Source organism: Oribacterium sp. NK2B42 (genome assembly GCF_000424445.1).
Taxonomy (GTDB): Bacteria; Bacillota; Clostridia; order Lachnospirales; family Lachnospiraceae; genus Oribacterium.
Genome location: NZ_AUJX01000062.1, coordinates 1 through 15,523 on the forward strand (window position 1 = coordinate 1; position 15,523 = coordinate 15,523).

Consider the following 15,523-nt stretch of genomic DNA (forward strand, 5'->3'; position numbering starts at 1 on the left):
TACTCCCAATGAAGTTCAGAAAACTTCAGGCAGATACAATCCGTATGAAGCTGATCAAAATAGCTGCAAAAGTAGTTCGATCAGCAAGATACATGGTATTCAAACTCTGTAGCAGTTGTCCATATCAGGAAGAGTTCATTGAGACACTTTCAAACATCAGGCAACTTCAAGTTGAGTTGGAATAGCAACTTAGTGGAACTTTGACAGCTTAAAAGGATTTCTTTCCAACGATTACGGGATTTTTGCGCCCTTTTTTCGGTAGATAACTGTTGATTCTTTTAAGGTTGTTTTTAAAATTATCCGCAGAGGCTAAATTGAGTGAACTTATACCTCCGTGAATAATTCAGGATAATTTATGTGTAAATCGAAAAAAGGTATTCGGAGCGTTCGCGTTTTGCGAAAGGAGGAAAGAAATATGGGAAACATGCCGATGCCAAACGAGCAGTTCGTCGCAATGCTCAATGACGTCTTTTTAAAGATATGGAAACCATTCCAAAAAGAGTCGGAGCTTAGCAGAGAGGACTATGCCAGGCTGCTTAGTATAGTTGACGAGATCATAGATAAATATAAAAACTATACATATACAGCGAATAATGGTGAGGTCAAGTCATATGTAGAAGACTACGCACTTGATACTATGACCATTGTGATGGCAAATGAGAAAGAGAAAATCAAAGAACAACAAAAGCTTCTAGATATTCTCAACGGGGTTACATAGCGTGAACAAAGGGAACTGCAATTTGGGTGCAGTTCCTTTTTTAAATGAAATATATGTAAAAATCCTATGAAGGGTACATGTGATAAAAAAGAAACACGAAAACAAGTAATGATTAGTGTGAAAAATACTTTTCATCACTATTTGTGTCGCCGACCAAAGGCGGCGGAATGGGTATTAGTATGAAATATAAGACCTATGATATACTTGAGCTCATGATTTGCGGTCTCTTTTTTAGCAAATAAGCCAAATATAAGTTATTATCAGTAGAAAAAAGCTTGTATATTTATAATAGGGGTGTCATGAATAAGCAACGATTACATATCATAGGAATTACAGCGATCATCGTATGTATTATTTGTTTTTTGTTAATTTATATCAGATTTTCTCCAAAGCCGGATCCTAATGGACAGAAAGCATATACACTTGAAGTTTCGGATGGGAACGAAAGTATTCATTACTCTGGGAAGACCGATGCGGAATATCTGTCAGGATTAATGGATGATTTAAAATACACGGAAGATTTTACATATGAAAGTTCAACTAGCGATTATGGAATGTATATCTCTTCAGTTAATGGTTTAAAAGCCGATGATACTAAGAAAACCTATTGGGCAATATATGTGAATGGTGAGTACGGTCAGTACGGAGCAGATTCACAGCCTGTAAATGATGGGGATGAATATGCCCTTAAGCTTGAGAGTTATGAGTAAAAACGTATTATCATTAAAAGATGTAGCATATATGGGGATTTCACTTGCCATACTGGAAGCCTCGAAACTTGCTCTTGATTTCCTGCCAAATGTTGAAGTCGTAACGCTTCTTTTTATTGTATATACACTCTTTTTCGGCAGAAAAACCCTGCTTATTGCCTTTGGATTTACAGCTATTGAATGCTTTCTTAAGGGAGTTAATGTATGGTCGCTTATGTATCTGTACATATGGCCACTGTTGATCATAATTGTATTCCATGCAAACAGGAAGAATGCAGATTATGTGTTCTATTGTATATTATCAGGGATTTTCGGATTGTTTTTTGGGATGTTCTGTTCTATTCCATATCTGTTTATAGGTGGATGGAGCATGGCTGTGACATGGTGGATTGCCGGAATACCATACGATATCATCCATTGTGTTAGTAACTTTTTCCTAACTCTGATACTATTTAAACCTCTTTGTAAGATCATGAATATAGTAACATCGGAAAAATAATGCAAGAAATGAATTCATTTCCTTATTCAATTTCTTACTATAATGATATTTATTTACAAAATGACTTATAATGTTTTTTATCAGATTTGTACGTGTGAAAGTGATTTTGTAAATTATAAAAATTTTGAGGTGCGATATGCAGACGGATAAAGACTATGATGGAGAATTGAAGAAAGTAACTGTTAACAACATTTCTCTTTATTATGCTGTTGCAGGAGAAGGCAAGCCTATAGTAATGGTTCACGGAAACGGCGAGGATCACCATTTGTTTGATACGGAGATCCGGCAACTGGTGGATGCCGGATATAAAGTTTATGCTCCGGATTCCAGAGGACATGGAGCAAATGAACCTCTTTCGGAGTATCACTATTGTGATATGGCAGAGGATATGTTCAGCTTCATAAAAACACTTGGTTTAGACAGGCCTGTGCTTTACGGACACAGTGATGGTGGAATCATTGGACTTATGCTGGAAATCAGTCATCCGGGGACACTTGGGGCGTTGGCGATAAGCGGGACAAATCTGTCCCCGGAAGGACTGGAACCATCATTCATAGAAGAGTTCACTGCAAAGAATCAGGAAGAGCCGGATCCATTGGTGACACTTATGTTGACAGAACCTCACATTAACCCTGACAGCTTGAAAAATATAACAATTCCGGTTTTGGTAACAGCCGGTGAAAACGATCTTATTCTTCGGTCGGAAACTGAACTCATAGCAGAAAAACTGCCAAATTCCACCATGGTTATTCTCAAGGGACAGGATCATGGAAGTTATATAGCAGGCAGTGAGATAATGGGAGAAATACTGATTGATTTTCTTAACAGGAAATACACTTCACTTAGCTCTGTTCCAGTCTCTTTCTTACCTCTATAACTTCCTTCGGGGCAAGCTCGGGCAGTTCTCCGCCATTTTCAAGGGCTGAAGCATAGCTTACTATCAAAGCCACTCTCTTTACTTCATAGGCCTGCTTTTCTTCGGTCTTTTCCAGCACCACTTCAATATACTCTTTCGGAATAACACATACTCCGTCAGCATCTCCAACCACCAGATCACCGGGCTTAACATTAACACCCGCGCAGGTGATCTCTGTGTTAATGTTTCCTTCCCTCTTTCTGATGGGGCCTCTTGGCAGAATACCAAGTGAATATACGGGAAAATCAAGGGATTTTGTTCCCTCCGAGTCTCTGGAATATCCGTTTACAACTATGCCCTCAAGTCCCATGGCCTTGCAGGCTCTTTCAAAAAGGTCGCCGATATACGGTCTTTCCTTGTAGGCTTTTCCGTCCACTACCATAACGTAACCTGCAAGGGGGCTCGTATAGGCCGCGATATTTATGGGAAGATTATCCCCCTCTTCGGTTTCCACAGTGAGGGCCGTACCTATCATAAGCCGGGTGGTTCCCACAGGTTTCATCTCAGCACACATACAACCGTCCATGGGGATGGATATCTTTGCTTTTTTGACTCCGTCGAGAAGCAGGGCAACACCAAGCTTTCTGACTCTGCTGATAATTTCTTCCGGTAACAATGGGGCGTTTTTGTTGATCATAAAAAGAGCCTCCTTTATAAAGATATGTTAAACATATCATCTAAAGGAGACTCTTTCAAATAAAACAAATGTCATGATTTGTATATATTGCATTTTATGAAGACAGATAAGATAACATTTATGTTAAGGGGGATTAATTATTATCTTATCTTGGCTGTCTGAGAACAGTTACCTGTGTGTTTGAACCTGTAACCATTTCATGAGTGATATGTGAAGTTTTGCGTAAACCTGACTTCTCATAAGCTGCGATAACTAATGCGACGATTGCTGATGTGATGATAACTGACATGATATATACCTCCTTGTAAATGGTGATCGAAACTGGTTTATTTATAAGCACTTTCTTACTCTGGTTTCGGTCGGTGTTTATTTCTTTCTCTTGACACTTCATATGATACAGCAGTTTTATACATGAGTAAAATTCAATAAATTCCTGTTTATACATTCCTGCATGGAATGTATAATGAGGATATAAATCACGCCGTAGTTGCATAATACCTGACTTGTACTCAGTCCTTCGGGGAGTGAATTATGATGGCCTGATGTGTCTGAAAAGGAGAAGCGAAATGACAGACAAAGATATTGAGATCCTGAAGGATCTTGCAGAAACCCACAACATCACCAAAACCGCTCAGCGTCTGTACACAACCCAGTCAGCGCTAACAAAGCGTGTTCAGAGCATAGAGCAGGAGCTGGGGTGTCAGCTTTTTATCAGGTCTAAAAAAGGCGTTGTCCTGACTCCGGTTACTGAGTCCATACTTCCCTATGTAAGAAAGATCCAGCACAATCTCGAACAGATAAGAAGTATTGCAGAGAATCCCGAGGGTGAAATGGGAGGCACACTGAAGGTTGGAGTAGCGGTGAATTATGCCCGTTACAGGCTGGCGGAAACATTGGAACGATACATAGAAAAATATCCAAAAGTAGAAGTACAGGTTACGGCCAGAAGAAGTCCGGACCTTTACAGGGAACTTATTTCAGGGGAGGCCAATGTTGCCATCATACGTGGAGACTATCCATGGGCCGAGGGCGATGTGGTGCTTTTTGAAGAACAGGTTTGTCTTGTTACGGGAAGAAAAATGGAGGGAAAGAACCTGAATGACTTTCCGTTTATCGACCGAACTTCAGATGTTGGATTTGAGGCCGATGTCAGCAGGTGGATGAGTGAGAACGGGATCCGGAGACATACCGGTCTTCAAATTAATGATGTGGATTCCATCATGCAGATGGTAGAACGTAATATAGGATGGTCCATCATGCCGGAAATATGCCTTTCCGGTTTTGAGGGTATCGCTAAACCGCTGAACTTTAAATCCGGGGAAGTATTTCTCAGGCGTACGCATCTGTTGTATCGTCCGGAGTATTTCAAACTTCCTCAGGTGCAGGCGTTTATCGAAACGGTTAAAGAGTGCAACAGACGACCCTGAAGGCTGTTTTTTTACAAATTCTTTAGTAATATTTTTTGCTGTATTCTAAATCATTTCCGGTGGGCAAAACAGGATAGCATTCTTGTTAAATACATATACGTTCTTTCTTAACATATAGTATAATGGTTGAAGGTTGTTTTTTACGGAGGTGAACCATATGACTAAACAGGAACTCATAGCAGAAGTAGCAAAAAGAGCCGATATCACAAAAAAGGATGCGGAGCTCGTAGTAAAGTACACATTTGAGACTATCACCGAAGCCCTGGAGAGAGGGGACAAATTCCAGCTCGTAGGATTCGGTACATTCGATGTAGCAGAACGTGCAGCAAGAGAGGCAAGAAATCCTCGCGATGGTTCTGTAATGCAGATCGGACCATCAAAGTCCGCTCGCTTCAAAGCTGGTGCTGATTTAAAGAAATGCGTTAACGGATAACAATATGTAACCAAATGCCTTGGAGGATACCGCTAGGTATCCTCTATTTTTGTGTGTTAAAAAAATTTTTAAAAACTTTTTCAAAAAATACTAATACGATAATAACTCCTCCCATACTTACAATGTCGGCAAGAAAAAAGCCGTACAAAGACTAATTAGATATCACACAACAGGGCACAGGGCTTACTCATGTGCCCAAAAGCAAAACACTTGGAGAACTAAAAAAGAGGAGCTATTAAGTATGAAGAAAAAGCTGACAATGCTTGGCTGCGCTGGTCTAATGACAGTAGCAACCATCGGTGGAGCATACGCGCTCTATTCCGGAACTGCAAAGACGGTTGAAAACAAATTCAACATTGTTGCTGGTGCAGACCATGGAACAGAAGGCTTCGATCCTTCAAACCCTGACGGACCAACAGACGGAACAGACGGAACTGTAGAAGAAGGCAACTGGGGCACAGTCGATGAAGACAGTGACGGACAGCCTGATGATATTAACGGTGACGGCATGATCGATGAGAATGATAAGCCTGATACAGACGGAGATGGTATCTACGATTCCGCAGATGATCTTGAGCCAGGACAGAAGGTATTAAAAAACCCGTCAATCACTTCAAACGTAAACTATGAGTCATGGGTAGTAATGCGTGTAAATATTCCTACAGTAAGCGGAAGACTCTCAGATGAAGCTTCTGTAACAAGACATGACGCAGTGATTCTTGCAAAGAACGGCTTTGAAGAAGTTGCAGAGCCTAAGGTTGGTCATAAACTTGGCGAAGACGCTGTTCTTCTCTCAAAGTACGAGCAGGACGGCCAGACAGTTTATTACTATGGATTCTTAGAGCCTCTTCAGTCAAAGGAGAAGGATCCACATGAGACTCCTGCATTATTCGACTATTTCAGAGTACAGGACTTCGCAGAGATTGAAGTAAGCAATTCAGATGGACGTTCTTCAACAGAGGACAACGTAGGTGTAGATGTTTCAGCGGCCATGATCCAGACCACAAACGTCAAGGACATTTATGCTGCAGGTGCAGAACTCGGTATCTGTGAAGCAACAAGCACATCCGACACAACAAATATAACTGATTCTTCGTCTACACAGACAGGAAACGAAGGTTGATCCAATTGTTAATGTCAGGCTCCAAGCCTGGTGTTGAATATAAAATAAATAAAGGAGAAAACGATGAAGAAGCTAGATATTGTCAAGACAACCGCGGTTGCTTCTATTTTTGCAGCAACCATTGCGGCAAGTCCGGCTTTCGCAAACACGACTGCAACATTCACCGTAAGTGATGATGCAGTCAAAGAGATTGCGACGATCCAGCGTTCCATGATGGAAGATGCTGACGAATCAGAATCAACCTCTTACGAAGCAGGTGACGAAATGGCTGAGGGATACCTTGATCCTCTGGATATCCAGAATGATATGCCCGATGCTGTTTCTGATGAAGACCTTTTTAAAGGAGAAGACACTGCTGTAGAAGTTAAAGTTAACTCTGACACAGTAATACTTCCTACTCCGGAACGTGAAGGCTATGTTTTTATCGAGTGGAACTCTGTGTTTGACGGGTCAGGAGAGAGCTTCCAGGCAGGTGATACTTTTGTGATAACATCCGAAGTAGAGCTTTTTGCAATATGGGAAGAAAAAGAGAGAAGTTCCCTCACCCTTAACTTTAACGAAGACTCATTCGTTAAAGAGAACTTTTTCGAAGAGGAAGAAGAGGGGGTAACAGTTCATGCAGTATCAACAAGATCTGCAGGAACATCAAAGAATGCTGAAGAAGCAGTTGAAACTGAGACAGGATCAGAAGAAATTGCTTTAGAAGACTCTGAATCTACCGAGATCAGCGAAATCGATTCGAAGGACGCTGAGACAGGATCAGAAGAAGTCGATGAGAGTTCACTGGACAAGGCAAAGACAGAGGATAAGGAAACCACCAAATCTTCAACAGATTCATCTCAAGATGCTGAACAGGTCAGCGAGGAAGATGATACTGTTGAAGAAGAGAAGGTTTCTGATGATAAGGAATCTTATGAGCCTGATAAGGAGGATAGTTCAAAGGAAGATTCTAGTGATGGCTCAAAGAATGAGGATACGACTGACTACGACAGTACTTCAAATGAGGACTCAAGCGACAGCAAATACGATGCAGATTCAAGATCAGATGACATAGATGATATATCCGATGCAGAAAATGAATAATGTAATATCATATTTTCTATGAGGACAGAACGGACTTACATATGGGTCCGTTCTTTTTTATGGATAAAAAAACATTAGAATAGTTCTTTGCGATGCATAGTTGCTTGTTGGCATTGATAAAAATAATAGCGAGTTACAAGAATAGGTTAAATGGTATAATAATGTTTGCCGAAATAGAGATATTATCAAATGAGTAATCTGTGTCAAATGGAGAACAACCTATGCCCAAAGTACTTTTTATAGATATTGATGGAACCCTTGTAAACTATGAAACTGTCATTCCTCAGTCTGCAATTGATGCGATACGAAAAGCAAGATCTAACGGTCACAAGGTATATGTGTGCACGGGTAGAAGCAAGGCTGAAGTCTATGAAAATATATGGAACATCGGGCTGGACGGCATGATTGGAGGGAACGGAGCATATGTAGAAGATGCCGGTAGAGTCATCATTCATCAGCATATCACAGAAGAACAATGCAGACATATAGTAGACTGGCTGCAGGATAGGAAGCATGAATTTTACCTGGAAAGCAGTAATGGACTTTTTGGAAGTGAGAATTTTGAGAAAGCAAGTGAGCCTGTTCTCAAGCTCTATATGGGAAGAAAAGGAAAAGATGCCTCGAATGTAACAGTCCGTTCAATATTTCCTAACATGATATTTGATGGCGAATTATACAGAGATGATGTTGACAAGATAAGCTTTATCTTGAACTCATATCAGGACTACATTGATGCTTCAGAGGAGTTTAAGGACCTCAATGTAGGCACCTGGGGTGGGGCCGGGGAACTTGCCCTCTTTGGTGATTTTTATTCGAAAGGAATCACAAAGGCCCATGCAATATCCGTACTTCTCGAGCATCTAGGGATGAAGCAGGAAGATACAATAGCCTTTGGTGATGCAAAGATAGATATCCCTATGCTTGAGTATTGCAAAATCGGAGTTGCTATGGGAAACGGCGGTGATGAAATAAAGGCAATGGCTGACTATGTGACGGCGGGGGTTGATGAAGACGGACTTTACAAAGCATTTGTTAATCTTGGGTTGATATAGATTATATATATTGCCGAAAAGAGTACAGAGCAATTCTTATTTAAAAAATCTATAAGAAAGAGAGATCTTTAAAGCAGGTATTACGGAGTTTATTATGGATAGATTTTTCCTTGTTGATTTTGAAAATGTAGGTTGTAGCGCTTTATCTAATTGTAAGGGTCTTAATAAATCAGACCACATAATAATCTTCTATACCAATAACGCCAATAAGATAGATCTTAATATCATCAACGAGCATGGTGGAGCCGAACTTAAAACAGTCAGGGTTCCCGCGAAAAGTCAGTCGATAGATATGCATATTGTTTCGTACATGGGTTACCTAATAGGAAAAAACAAGGGAAAAAATGCAAATATCATCGTTGTGAGCAAAGATAAGGATTACGACAATATCATAGAATTTTGGAAAACAACAGAAAATGCAAATGTTTCAAGAGTACAAAGAATAGAGATTTCTTATAAAAAGAAAACGGAAACAACTAAGAAATCTAATCAGGTCAATAATAGTAAACCAAAGAAAGCACCTAGTAAATCAGAAATCAAATCGGAATTAAATAAACAAATCCAGAAAGCAATGTCAGAAAACGGGTATGCACAAGAAGCGATTAATTCAGTAGCAAAGATCGTTACTAAACAATATGGAAAAGAGAATTTCAAGCAGAATGTTCATAACGAACTTAGAAAAGTGTATACGGACTATGAAGATATATATAAACATATAAAGCCATTACTCGGAGCATTTTGCTGAAAACTACAAAACTAAGTATGATCCTAGGATAGATAAGCATGTATCTAAGTTAAGGCTGGTTCAATCGAAGGCTACACCGAAGATGATGCAGAGGTATACTGATTCCATGAGCTGATAATCGGGAATTTTTGAGGCGGTGATATCTGATGATAATAAATACAGGACAAAGAACGGACATACCGGCATTCTATTCAGAATGGTTTTCCAACAGGCTGAAAGAAGGTTTTGTATGCGTGCGTAATCCTTATAATCCTGAACAGGTCAGCCGTTACCGTCTTTCTCCTCAAGTTGTTGATGTTATAGGGTTCTGTACAAAGAATCCTTCGCCAATGTTCAAATACATGGATCTACTTAAACCTTACGGTCAGTACTGGTTTGTTACAATAACTCCCTACGGGAGAGATATAGAGACTAATGCGCCAGACAAACATAAGCTGATAGAGGACTTCATAGAACTTTCAAAGATGGTTGGAAAGAATTCCATGGGATGGCGTTATGACCCTATCTTTATTTCAGACCGTTATACAGAAGAGTACCATATACATGCATTTGAACAGATAGCATCAGCTCTTCACGGATGCACAGAAACTGTGGTAATCAGTTTCATTGACCTTTTCCCTAAGGTAAGAAGAAATTTCCCTGAGGCAAGAGAAGTAGAAAAAACGCAGAGGCTAAGACTTGGGAAAGAGATGATTAGAATTGCATCACTTTATGGAATGACTGTAAAACCTTGTGCTGAAGGTGATGAGCTTTCGGAGTATGGTGCCGACTGTGGAGGATGCATGAGGATAAGTGATTATGAGAAAGCAATAGGAAAGAGGCTTGATGCTCCTAAGAAAAAAGGTGCAAGGGCAGAATGTTCCTGTTATCTTACATGTGACATAGGGGCCTATAATACCTGTAAGAATCTCTGTAAATACTGTTATGCCAACGCAGAACCGGAAATAGTACTCTCGCAAAGCAGGCTTCATGATCCGAAGTCGCCGTTTCTTATCGGGAATTATTCTGACGGAGACAAAATACATGATGTACCACAAAAATCATGGGTTAACGGGCAGATGGAGCTGTCTTTTGTTTAGGGACAGAAAATATTTCAAGTTTCAGTTTCTTTTCAGTATAGGGTGATATTATAAATTCATCAGATGAGGAACATCTGATACCCTATAGAAGTTTTTTTTATACTACTCAAAGCCGGCAGCCCCCAAATCTGCCGGCAACCCTCTGAAAACCGATGATCATATAATATGCACTCTATCATCTTTATATCATATATTTGCCGGTTAAATTCGAAATGAATTTGGCCGGTTTTTCTTCGTGAAGAAAAAAACCGTTTGGATATATTGCCTTCGTAAGCTGAAATTTGACAAAAAGCCATAAGGAAAGTATCGTAATAATGAAATATATTGTTTCTTGATTCTGAGGTCAGCAAAATGGTCTATGATTATATCATTTTGGCAGAAAGATTCTGCTTATTGCATTTGGATTCACGTCTATTGAATGCTTACTTAAAGGAGTCAATGTTATGGTCCCTTATGTACCTCTACATATGGCCTCTGTTGATCTTGATGGTATTCTATGCAAGAGAGTTTGCGAAGGCATGAAATGGAAGATAAGCAGATCCTTTATCTATACGGTGATTCCAATACATATGGCTATAATCCCCTGGCATCATGTTACGAAGATGCCAGATTACCTAAAGATATTCGTTGGCCAACGATGTTACAGGAGCGTATAAATGAATCCATACAGATTATAGAAGATGGTCAAAACGGAAGGTGTCTTCCCGGTTATGAAGCAGAGTTTAAACGTTTTCAAAAGGTTTTGGGGCGGTATGAGAAGCTTGATTACTTTGCAGTAATGCTTGGCACAAATGATCTGCTGAATCAGTCATCACTTAACCCCCTCGAAATTGCCAACCATATGGATCTGCTTCTGCAAGCCGTCAAAGACATTCATGAAGAGTGCCAATGCATCGTCATTTCTCCTCCCATGATGGGATTCCCCGCAGGACATCCCATGAACGCAATTCAGGAAGCAAACGTAAAGTTAAGTAACCTTTACCATGAAGTTGCCGGGAAATACAAAGCAAGGTTCATCGATGCCGGTAAATGGAATATCGATCTGTTTTATGATGGCATTCATCTGACAGAAAAAGGCAACCGGCAATTTGCCGAGCATATGGTGAGTGCATTTAAGAAAGGAAGATTATAACAGTTCAGCCGGTGGTCCATGGGGACGGAGTCAGTGGTCCACCGGCTGAACTGTTACGGAAGATTAGTTTAATGTATAAATATTGTCTATTTGATCTTGACGGAACTCTGACACAGTCCGAGTTTGGTATCTTAAAAGCGGTGGAATATGCACTTGATAAGTTCGACATTATAGAACCTGACAGAGCGAAGCTTCTGCGTTTTATAGGACCACCTGTATATGTTTCTTTTCGTGAATTTTACGGACTGAATGATAAAGATGCAGAGCTCGGAGTAAAACTCTTCAGAGAAAAATACGAGTCAGAGACATTAACCGAAGCGCCTCTTTATGATGGTATAACCAACGTACTCAAAAACCTGAAGGATAATGATATAAGGCTCATGGTCGTAACAGCAAAACCCACAGATATGGCAGAGAAGGTTCTTTCGCATGTTGGGATAAAGGATTATTTTGATTGTATCATCGGAGCAACAAGGGAAAAGAAAGATTCCAGTAAAGCTTCACTTATAGAAAAAGCGATAGAAGCATCAGGACAGACTGATATTTCTCAATTTATCATGATCGGAGATACACGTTATGATATAGATGCTGCTGTAACTGTCGGGATCGATTCTATCGGTGCGGCATACGGCTATGGAACTTATGAGGAGATAAAAGAAGCCAGAGCCACTTACATTGCCGATACACCGGCTGATATTTTGAAATACACTTGCGGCCTAGGATAAAATAATCGTATTAGACACTTTCGTCGATATAAGTCCTAACGTTATACTTTATCTCTTAGAGATACATTGGCAGGAGGGAATGATAAGATGTACAAAGTATTAGCATTTGACAGCGAGAAAGCCGGAGACAAACTCAACCATGGTGATGATGTTTTTCATGAAGCACTGAGAAAGAAACTGGAATACTGTCATGTTTACAAGGATGATCAGCCGTTATACGATCTCCAAAAAATCGACAACAATTATACCATAAAGACCAGCAAAGGTGCTCAGGACAATGGTTTCTCCGAGCTGTTTTTTAACTTCAACAATTACGACGAAAACGATGACCGAACCCTGAATCTGTCACTGATAAAACGCTTCAAGACACTTGAAATTGAGGAATTAACCGAGTACTCGGTTGTGATCGCTAAGCTTGCTGCGTTAAAGCTTGATATGCAGGTCTACGTAACGGATTCTCGAATAAGTTGGTTCTTATCTGATCTTAACAATGTACATATCGTGAAAGAACTTCCCGACCACCAGGACTCTATGATCATCACTAAGGATTTTCTGATTGGTATCTACAGGGGAGATGTGAGATCAAATCACTCCATTCCTCTTTTCAGCGAGATATTTTTTGTGCAGGGACTTGCAGATGGCAAAGACCTGCCAAAAGTAAAGTATTGCCAGATAGAGTTCGATAAAATCATCGGCATCGGAGCAATCCTGGATACCTATAACAAAATTGAGGCATTGCTTGCCGGATTCGGCATTGAATGTTTCCTTAAAGAGAATTGTTCAAGATACAGTGATGAGATGCTGAACAGATATTTCGTTCTTAAGAAGAGGCCGGCAGATGCAAATGAGGACAATACCTGTATTTGTGCTGACTTTATCAAACTGTATGTCATACCATCTTTCCAGATGATGCAGATTCCGTTAAAGGAAACTGTCATCGATGATGAATTCAATAGTCAGATGAATGAATATTATGAGGCGGTGTTTGGTGATGATAAGGTACTTGGTGTTCTGATCAGGGGAACCGATTACAAGCTTACTGAGGTTGGTCCAAGCTATAAACAGGCCTCTGCAGAGATACTGATTCCTAAGATTAAAGAATTCATGGAAGAGTATCATTTTGACAAGATTTTTCTCGCAACCGAGGATAATGATGCTCTGAATGCCATGTTTGCAGAATTTGGCAAAGATAAAATCCGTGTGATAGCACAGGAGCGATTTTCCGTATCGGATTTCAATAATATCCATCTTATCAAAGACCTGGAAAAAGAAAAGCGGACGGGAGAGGATTATGAGGCGGCGCTTGAGGATATTACTGTCAATTATTTCTATGCGTTAAAATTTCTTGCAAAATGCAATAGCTTCATAGCCAGCGGAACCTGCAGCGGTACAAAAATGGTCTTGGGTTTTAATGCAGGCACATTTGAACATCAGTATATATTTAATCCTCTAACCGAAAGCTAAACATACTTAAAAATCATGGGACTTTTCGGCTTGTCTAAAAAATGATAGGTACCTATCACTGTGAACAAGCGATGACTAAAGTGCTATAACAAAGAAAATGGGGGTGCGAACCATATCATATAATGGTTCGGCGCCCCCATTGTGTTTCAAAGATACCAATCCCAAAAATCAGTTTCCCCGGGCCTTGTCATCCCATACAGGGACATCGACCCCGATGACAGCCGAACTAAACGGTGTGCCATCTTTAGACTCGAAGTGAACAGTTGCCTTCTTAACATATTTGAAGCCAATGTATAGAAGCGGAATGTTGCAGTAAGCGATCAAAATATTGGCAAAATCAGAAAGATCCCAAAGAGCTCCCAGATCCAGGCCAACAATGGATGTGAGCATTCCGAAACAGATAACTGCGATATCGAAGATTCTTATAGTGTTTATAAATACCTTGCTGCGGCTGATTCTGTTTGCACATATTTCAGAGAATGACATAAATCCCAGGAGACAGGTGAATGCAAAAAGTCCGAAGCAAAGCGATACCAGCAGTGTAACAACACTGTTTAATCCTGTTCCAGGAGTAAGCTCTTCAACGGAAGCAAGGAACTTGGGAAGCTTTCCGAGATCCATCCATGCAGCACCATTTTCTGTGAGCCATACCCGGCCCATGATGACCACAAAACCTGTAAGAGTACAGATAACTATAGTATCAAGGAAAACACCTATGGCCTGAACACAGCCCTGATCACAAGGATGTGCTGCATCTGATGCCGCTGCCGGCATAGTGATGGTACCCTGGCCGGCTTCATTGGACATAAGTCCTCTTTTTACTCCCTGCATGAGAGATGTTCCAAAAGCTCCGCCAAATACAGCTTCCGGCTTAAATGCCTGTGTGAAGACAGCATAGAAAAACCATGGAATTCTCGATATATTGATAAAAATAAGAATAAGAACAGTAATGACGTAAACGACGGCCATAACCGGAACCAACACATCCGTAACCTTTGAAATCTTCTTTGTTCCGCCAAAGGAAACAGCGCAGGTCGCCAGAATAACTACGAGAAATCCAATCCAATATACTGCGTGAGTAGTCGGAAGATCATATCCGCTTACAATGCTTGCAATCTGTCCCATGGCCGATACAGTATTGAAGCCCTGAGCCGGAAAGCAGAGAATCGCATATATGATGTACATCATCGAAAGTACAACACCGACTATAGCTGAGTTCTTCAGCAGCCTTCTTCCATAGAAGGACATGCCTCCCAGGTACTCATCGTCCTTCTTTTCCTTGAAAATCTGGGATAATGTTGACTCAACATAGGCCGTGGCCATTCCGAAAAATGCCGAGATCCACATCCATAACAGGGCGCCGGGTCCTCCCACAGATACTGCGCCTGTTACACCGAGGATATTTCCAGGACCTACACGCATGGCAGTTGAAAGGAAAAATGATGCAAGCGGAGTGATTCCCGTTTTCGCCTTACTGTTTTTCAGTACCTGAATACCGTATTTAAACCTTCTAAGCTGTATAAATCTGAGGTTAACCGAAAAGTAGATTCCCGAACCTATGAGCAGAATGATAGCCAGAGAAAAATTTCCTAAAACAGGAATACCTCGATACCACTCAAAGTTTGTCGGAAAATCCCAAAACAAATCAGAAACCGTCTGTATTCTACTGCAGACCGCAGAAATAAAGGCCAATAAGCCGTCCATACCAAATTCCCCCTTTTATGACTTTGATGCTAATTCATTATTATAATTCTCACATTGGTACCCGCAACATTTAATT

18 protein-coding genes are annotated in these 15,523 nt (G+C 40.5%); 15 read left to right on the top strand and 3 right to left on the bottom strand.

What is annotated here, in order from left to right:
* The 5 genes from G625_RS0113310 to G625_RS19995 form a co-directional block, all read left to right on the top strand.
* Positions 1-185 (top strand): transposase (locus G625_RS0113310; RefSeq protein WP_029201498.1); only part of this gene is annotated, 185 nt, incomplete at its 5' end.
* A 230-nt stretch (positions 186-415) separates the two neighbouring features.
* A complete protein-coding gene (locus tag G625_RS0113315) occupies positions 416-718 on the top strand; it encodes a hypothetical protein (protein ID WP_029201499.1) in 303 nt (100 codons plus the stop codon).
* A gap of 299 nt (positions 719-1,017) precedes the next feature.
* Entirely contained in the window at positions 1,018-1,428 is a 411-nt protein-coding gene (locus G625_RS0113320) for a DUF4430 domain-containing protein (protein ID WP_044932773.1), read from the top strand.
* Positions 1,421-1,927, top strand: a complete 507-nt coding sequence (locus tag G625_RS0113325) for a hypothetical protein (RefSeq protein ID WP_044932776.1) — start codon at positions 1,421-1,423, stop codon at positions 1,925-1,927. The genes G625_RS0113320 and G625_RS0113325 overlap by 8 nt, the downstream gene beginning before the upstream one ends.
* A 136-nt stretch (positions 1,928-2,063) precedes the next feature.
* Positions 2,064-2,804: an alpha/beta fold hydrolase gene (locus G625_RS19995; RefSeq protein WP_044932779.1), complete on the top strand. Its 741-nt coding sequence runs from the start codon at positions 2,064-2,066 to the stop codon at positions 2,802-2,804.
* On the opposite strand, the gene G625_RS0113335 is transcribed toward G625_RS19995, so the two are convergent.
* Positions 2,770-3,480, bottom strand: coding sequence for an RraA family protein (locus tag G625_RS0113335; RefSeq protein ID WP_029201502.1), 711 nt, complete (start codon positions 3,478-3,480; stop codon positions 2,770-2,772). The genes G625_RS19995 and G625_RS0113335 overlap by 35 nt on opposite strands.
* A 145-nt stretch (positions 3,481-3,625) precedes the next feature.
* Positions 3,626-3,769, bottom strand: coding sequence for a hypothetical protein (locus tag G625_RS22520; protein ID WP_156885133.1), 144 nt, complete (start codon positions 3,767-3,769; stop codon positions 3,626-3,628).
* 277 nt (positions 3,770-4,046) lie between these two features.
* Here G625_RS22520 and G625_RS0113345 point away from each other — a divergent pair, with 277 nt between their 5' ends.
* The 10 genes from G625_RS0113345 to G625_RS0113390 all read left to right on the top strand — a co-directional run bounded on the left by G625_RS0113345 (position 4,047) and on the right by G625_RS0113390 (position 13,743).
* A complete protein-coding gene (locus tag G625_RS0113345; protein WP_029201504.1) occupies positions 4,047-4,907 on the top strand; it encodes a LysR family transcriptional regulator in 861 nt (286 codons plus the stop codon).
* Positions 4,908-5,064: 157 nt separating this feature from the next.
* Entirely contained in the window at positions 5,065-5,340 is a 276-nt protein-coding gene (locus tag G625_RS0113350) for an HU family DNA-binding protein (protein WP_029201505.1), read from the top strand.
* A 241-nt stretch (positions 5,341-5,581) separates the two neighbouring features.
* Positions 5,582-6,463, top strand: a complete 882-nt coding sequence (locus G625_RS0113355; RefSeq protein WP_029201506.1) for a hypothetical protein — start codon at positions 5,582-5,584, stop codon at positions 6,461-6,463.
* Positions 6,464-6,526: 63 nt separating this feature from the next.
* Positions 6,527-7,546: an InlB B-repeat-containing protein gene (locus G625_RS0113360; protein WP_029201507.1), complete on the top strand. Its 1,020-nt coding sequence runs from the start codon at positions 6,527-6,529 to the stop codon at positions 7,544-7,546.
* A gap of 221 nt (positions 7,547-7,767) precedes the next feature.
* Positions 7,768-8,598 (top strand): HAD family hydrolase, encoded by an 831-nt coding sequence (locus tag G625_RS0113365; protein WP_029201508.1) that lies wholly within the window; start codon positions 7,768-7,770, stop codon positions 8,596-8,598.
* A gap of 94 nt (positions 8,599-8,692) precedes the next feature.
* The gene (locus tag G625_RS0113370) at positions 8,693-9,343 is read left to right on the top strand and encodes a PIN domain-containing protein (RefSeq protein WP_029201509.1); all 651 of its coding nucleotides are present in this window, start codon (positions 8,693-8,695) and stop codon (positions 9,341-9,343) included.
* A gap of 146 nt (positions 9,344-9,489) precedes the next feature.
* A complete protein-coding gene (locus G625_RS0113375; protein ID WP_029201510.1) occupies positions 9,490-10,422 on the top strand; it encodes a DUF1848 domain-containing protein in 933 nt (310 codons plus the stop codon).
* Between the two features lie 523 nt (positions 10,423-10,945).
* Positions 10,946-11,554 carry a GDSL-type esterase/lipase family protein gene (locus G625_RS0113380; protein ID WP_029201511.1) on the top strand — a complete coding sequence of 203 codons (609 nt, stop codon included), beginning with the start codon at positions 10,946-10,948 and terminating at the stop codon, positions 11,552-11,554.
* 71 nt (positions 11,555-11,625) lie between these two features.
* Complete coding sequence (locus tag G625_RS0113385) at positions 11,626-12,279, top strand: HAD hydrolase-like protein (protein ID WP_029201512.1); 654 nt, start codon at positions 11,626-11,628, stop codon at positions 12,277-12,279.
* Positions 12,280-12,366: 87 nt separating this feature from the next.
* Positions 12,367-13,743, top strand: a complete 1,377-nt coding sequence (locus G625_RS0113390; protein ID WP_029201513.1) for a hypothetical protein — start codon at positions 12,367-12,369, stop codon at positions 13,741-13,743.
* Between the two features lie 168 nt (positions 13,744-13,911).
* Here the strand turns inward: G625_RS0113390 and G625_RS0113395 are convergent, their stop codons facing one another.
* A complete protein-coding gene (locus G625_RS0113395) occupies positions 13,912-15,447 on the bottom strand; it encodes an alanine/glycine:cation symporter family protein (protein WP_029201514.1) in 1,536 nt (511 codons plus the stop codon).
* Positions 15,448-15,523 lie beyond the last annotated feature (76 nt).

Bases quoted from the DNA above. Each gene is read 5' to 3' on its own strand.
- G625_RS19995 (WP_044932779.1), top strand. From the start codon at position 2,064: ATGCAGACGGATAAAGACTATGATGGAGAATTGAAGAAAGTAACTGTT.
- G625_RS0113325 (WP_044932776.1), top strand. From the start codon at position 1,421: ATGAGTAAAAACGTATTATCATTAAAAGATGTAGCATATATGGGGATT.
- G625_RS0113360 (WP_029201507.1), top strand. From the start codon at position 6,527: ATGAAGAAGCTAGATATTGTCAAGACAACCGCGGTTGCTTCTATTTTT.
- G625_RS0113335 (WP_029201502.1), bottom strand. From the start codon at position 3,480: ATGATCAACAAAAACGCCCCATTGTTACCGGAAGAAATTATCAGCAGA.
- G625_RS0113320 (WP_044932773.1), top strand. From the start codon at position 1,018: ATGAATAAGCAACGATTACATATCATAGGAATTACAGCGATCATCGTA.
- G625_RS0113350 (WP_029201505.1), top strand. From the start codon at position 5,065: ATGACTAAACAGGAACTCATAGCAGAAGTAGCAAAAAGAGCCGATATC.
- G625_RS0113365 (WP_029201508.1), top strand. From the start codon at position 7,768: ATGCCCAAAGTACTTTTTATAGATATTGATGGAACCCTTGTAAACTAT.
- G625_RS0113380 (WP_029201511.1), top strand. From the start codon at position 10,946: ATGGAAGATAAGCAGATCCTTTATCTATACGGTGATTCCAATACATAT.
- G625_RS0113345 (WP_029201504.1), top strand. From the start codon at position 4,047: ATGACAGACAAAGATATTGAGATCCTGAAGGATCTTGCAGAAACCCAC.
- G625_RS0113390 (WP_029201513.1), top strand. From the start codon at position 12,367: ATGTACAAAGTATTAGCATTTGACAGCGAGAAAGCCGGAGACAAACTC.
- G625_RS22520 (WP_156885133.1), bottom strand. From the start codon at position 3,769: ATGTCAGTTATCATCACATCAGCAATCGTCGCATTAGTTATCGCAGCT.
- G625_RS0113395 (WP_029201514.1), bottom strand. From the start codon at position 15,447: ATGGACGGCTTATTGGCCTTTATTTCTGCGGTCTGCAGTAGAATACAG.
- G625_RS0113375 (WP_029201510.1), top strand. From the start codon at position 9,490: ATGATAATAAATACAGGACAAAGAACGGACATACCGGCATTCTATTCA.
- G625_RS0113385 (WP_029201512.1), top strand. From the start codon at position 11,626: ATGTATAAATATTGTCTATTTGATCTTGACGGAACTCTGACACAGTCC.
- G625_RS0113370 (WP_029201509.1), top strand. From the start codon at position 8,693: ATGGATAGATTTTTCCTTGTTGATTTTGAAAATGTAGGTTGTAGCGCT.
- G625_RS0113315 (WP_029201499.1), top strand. From the start codon at position 416: ATGGGAAACATGCCGATGCCAAACGAGCAGTTCGTCGCAATGCTCAAT.
- G625_RS0113355 (WP_029201506.1), top strand. From the start codon at position 5,582: ATGAAGAAAAAGCTGACAATGCTTGGCTGCGCTGGTCTAATGACAGTA.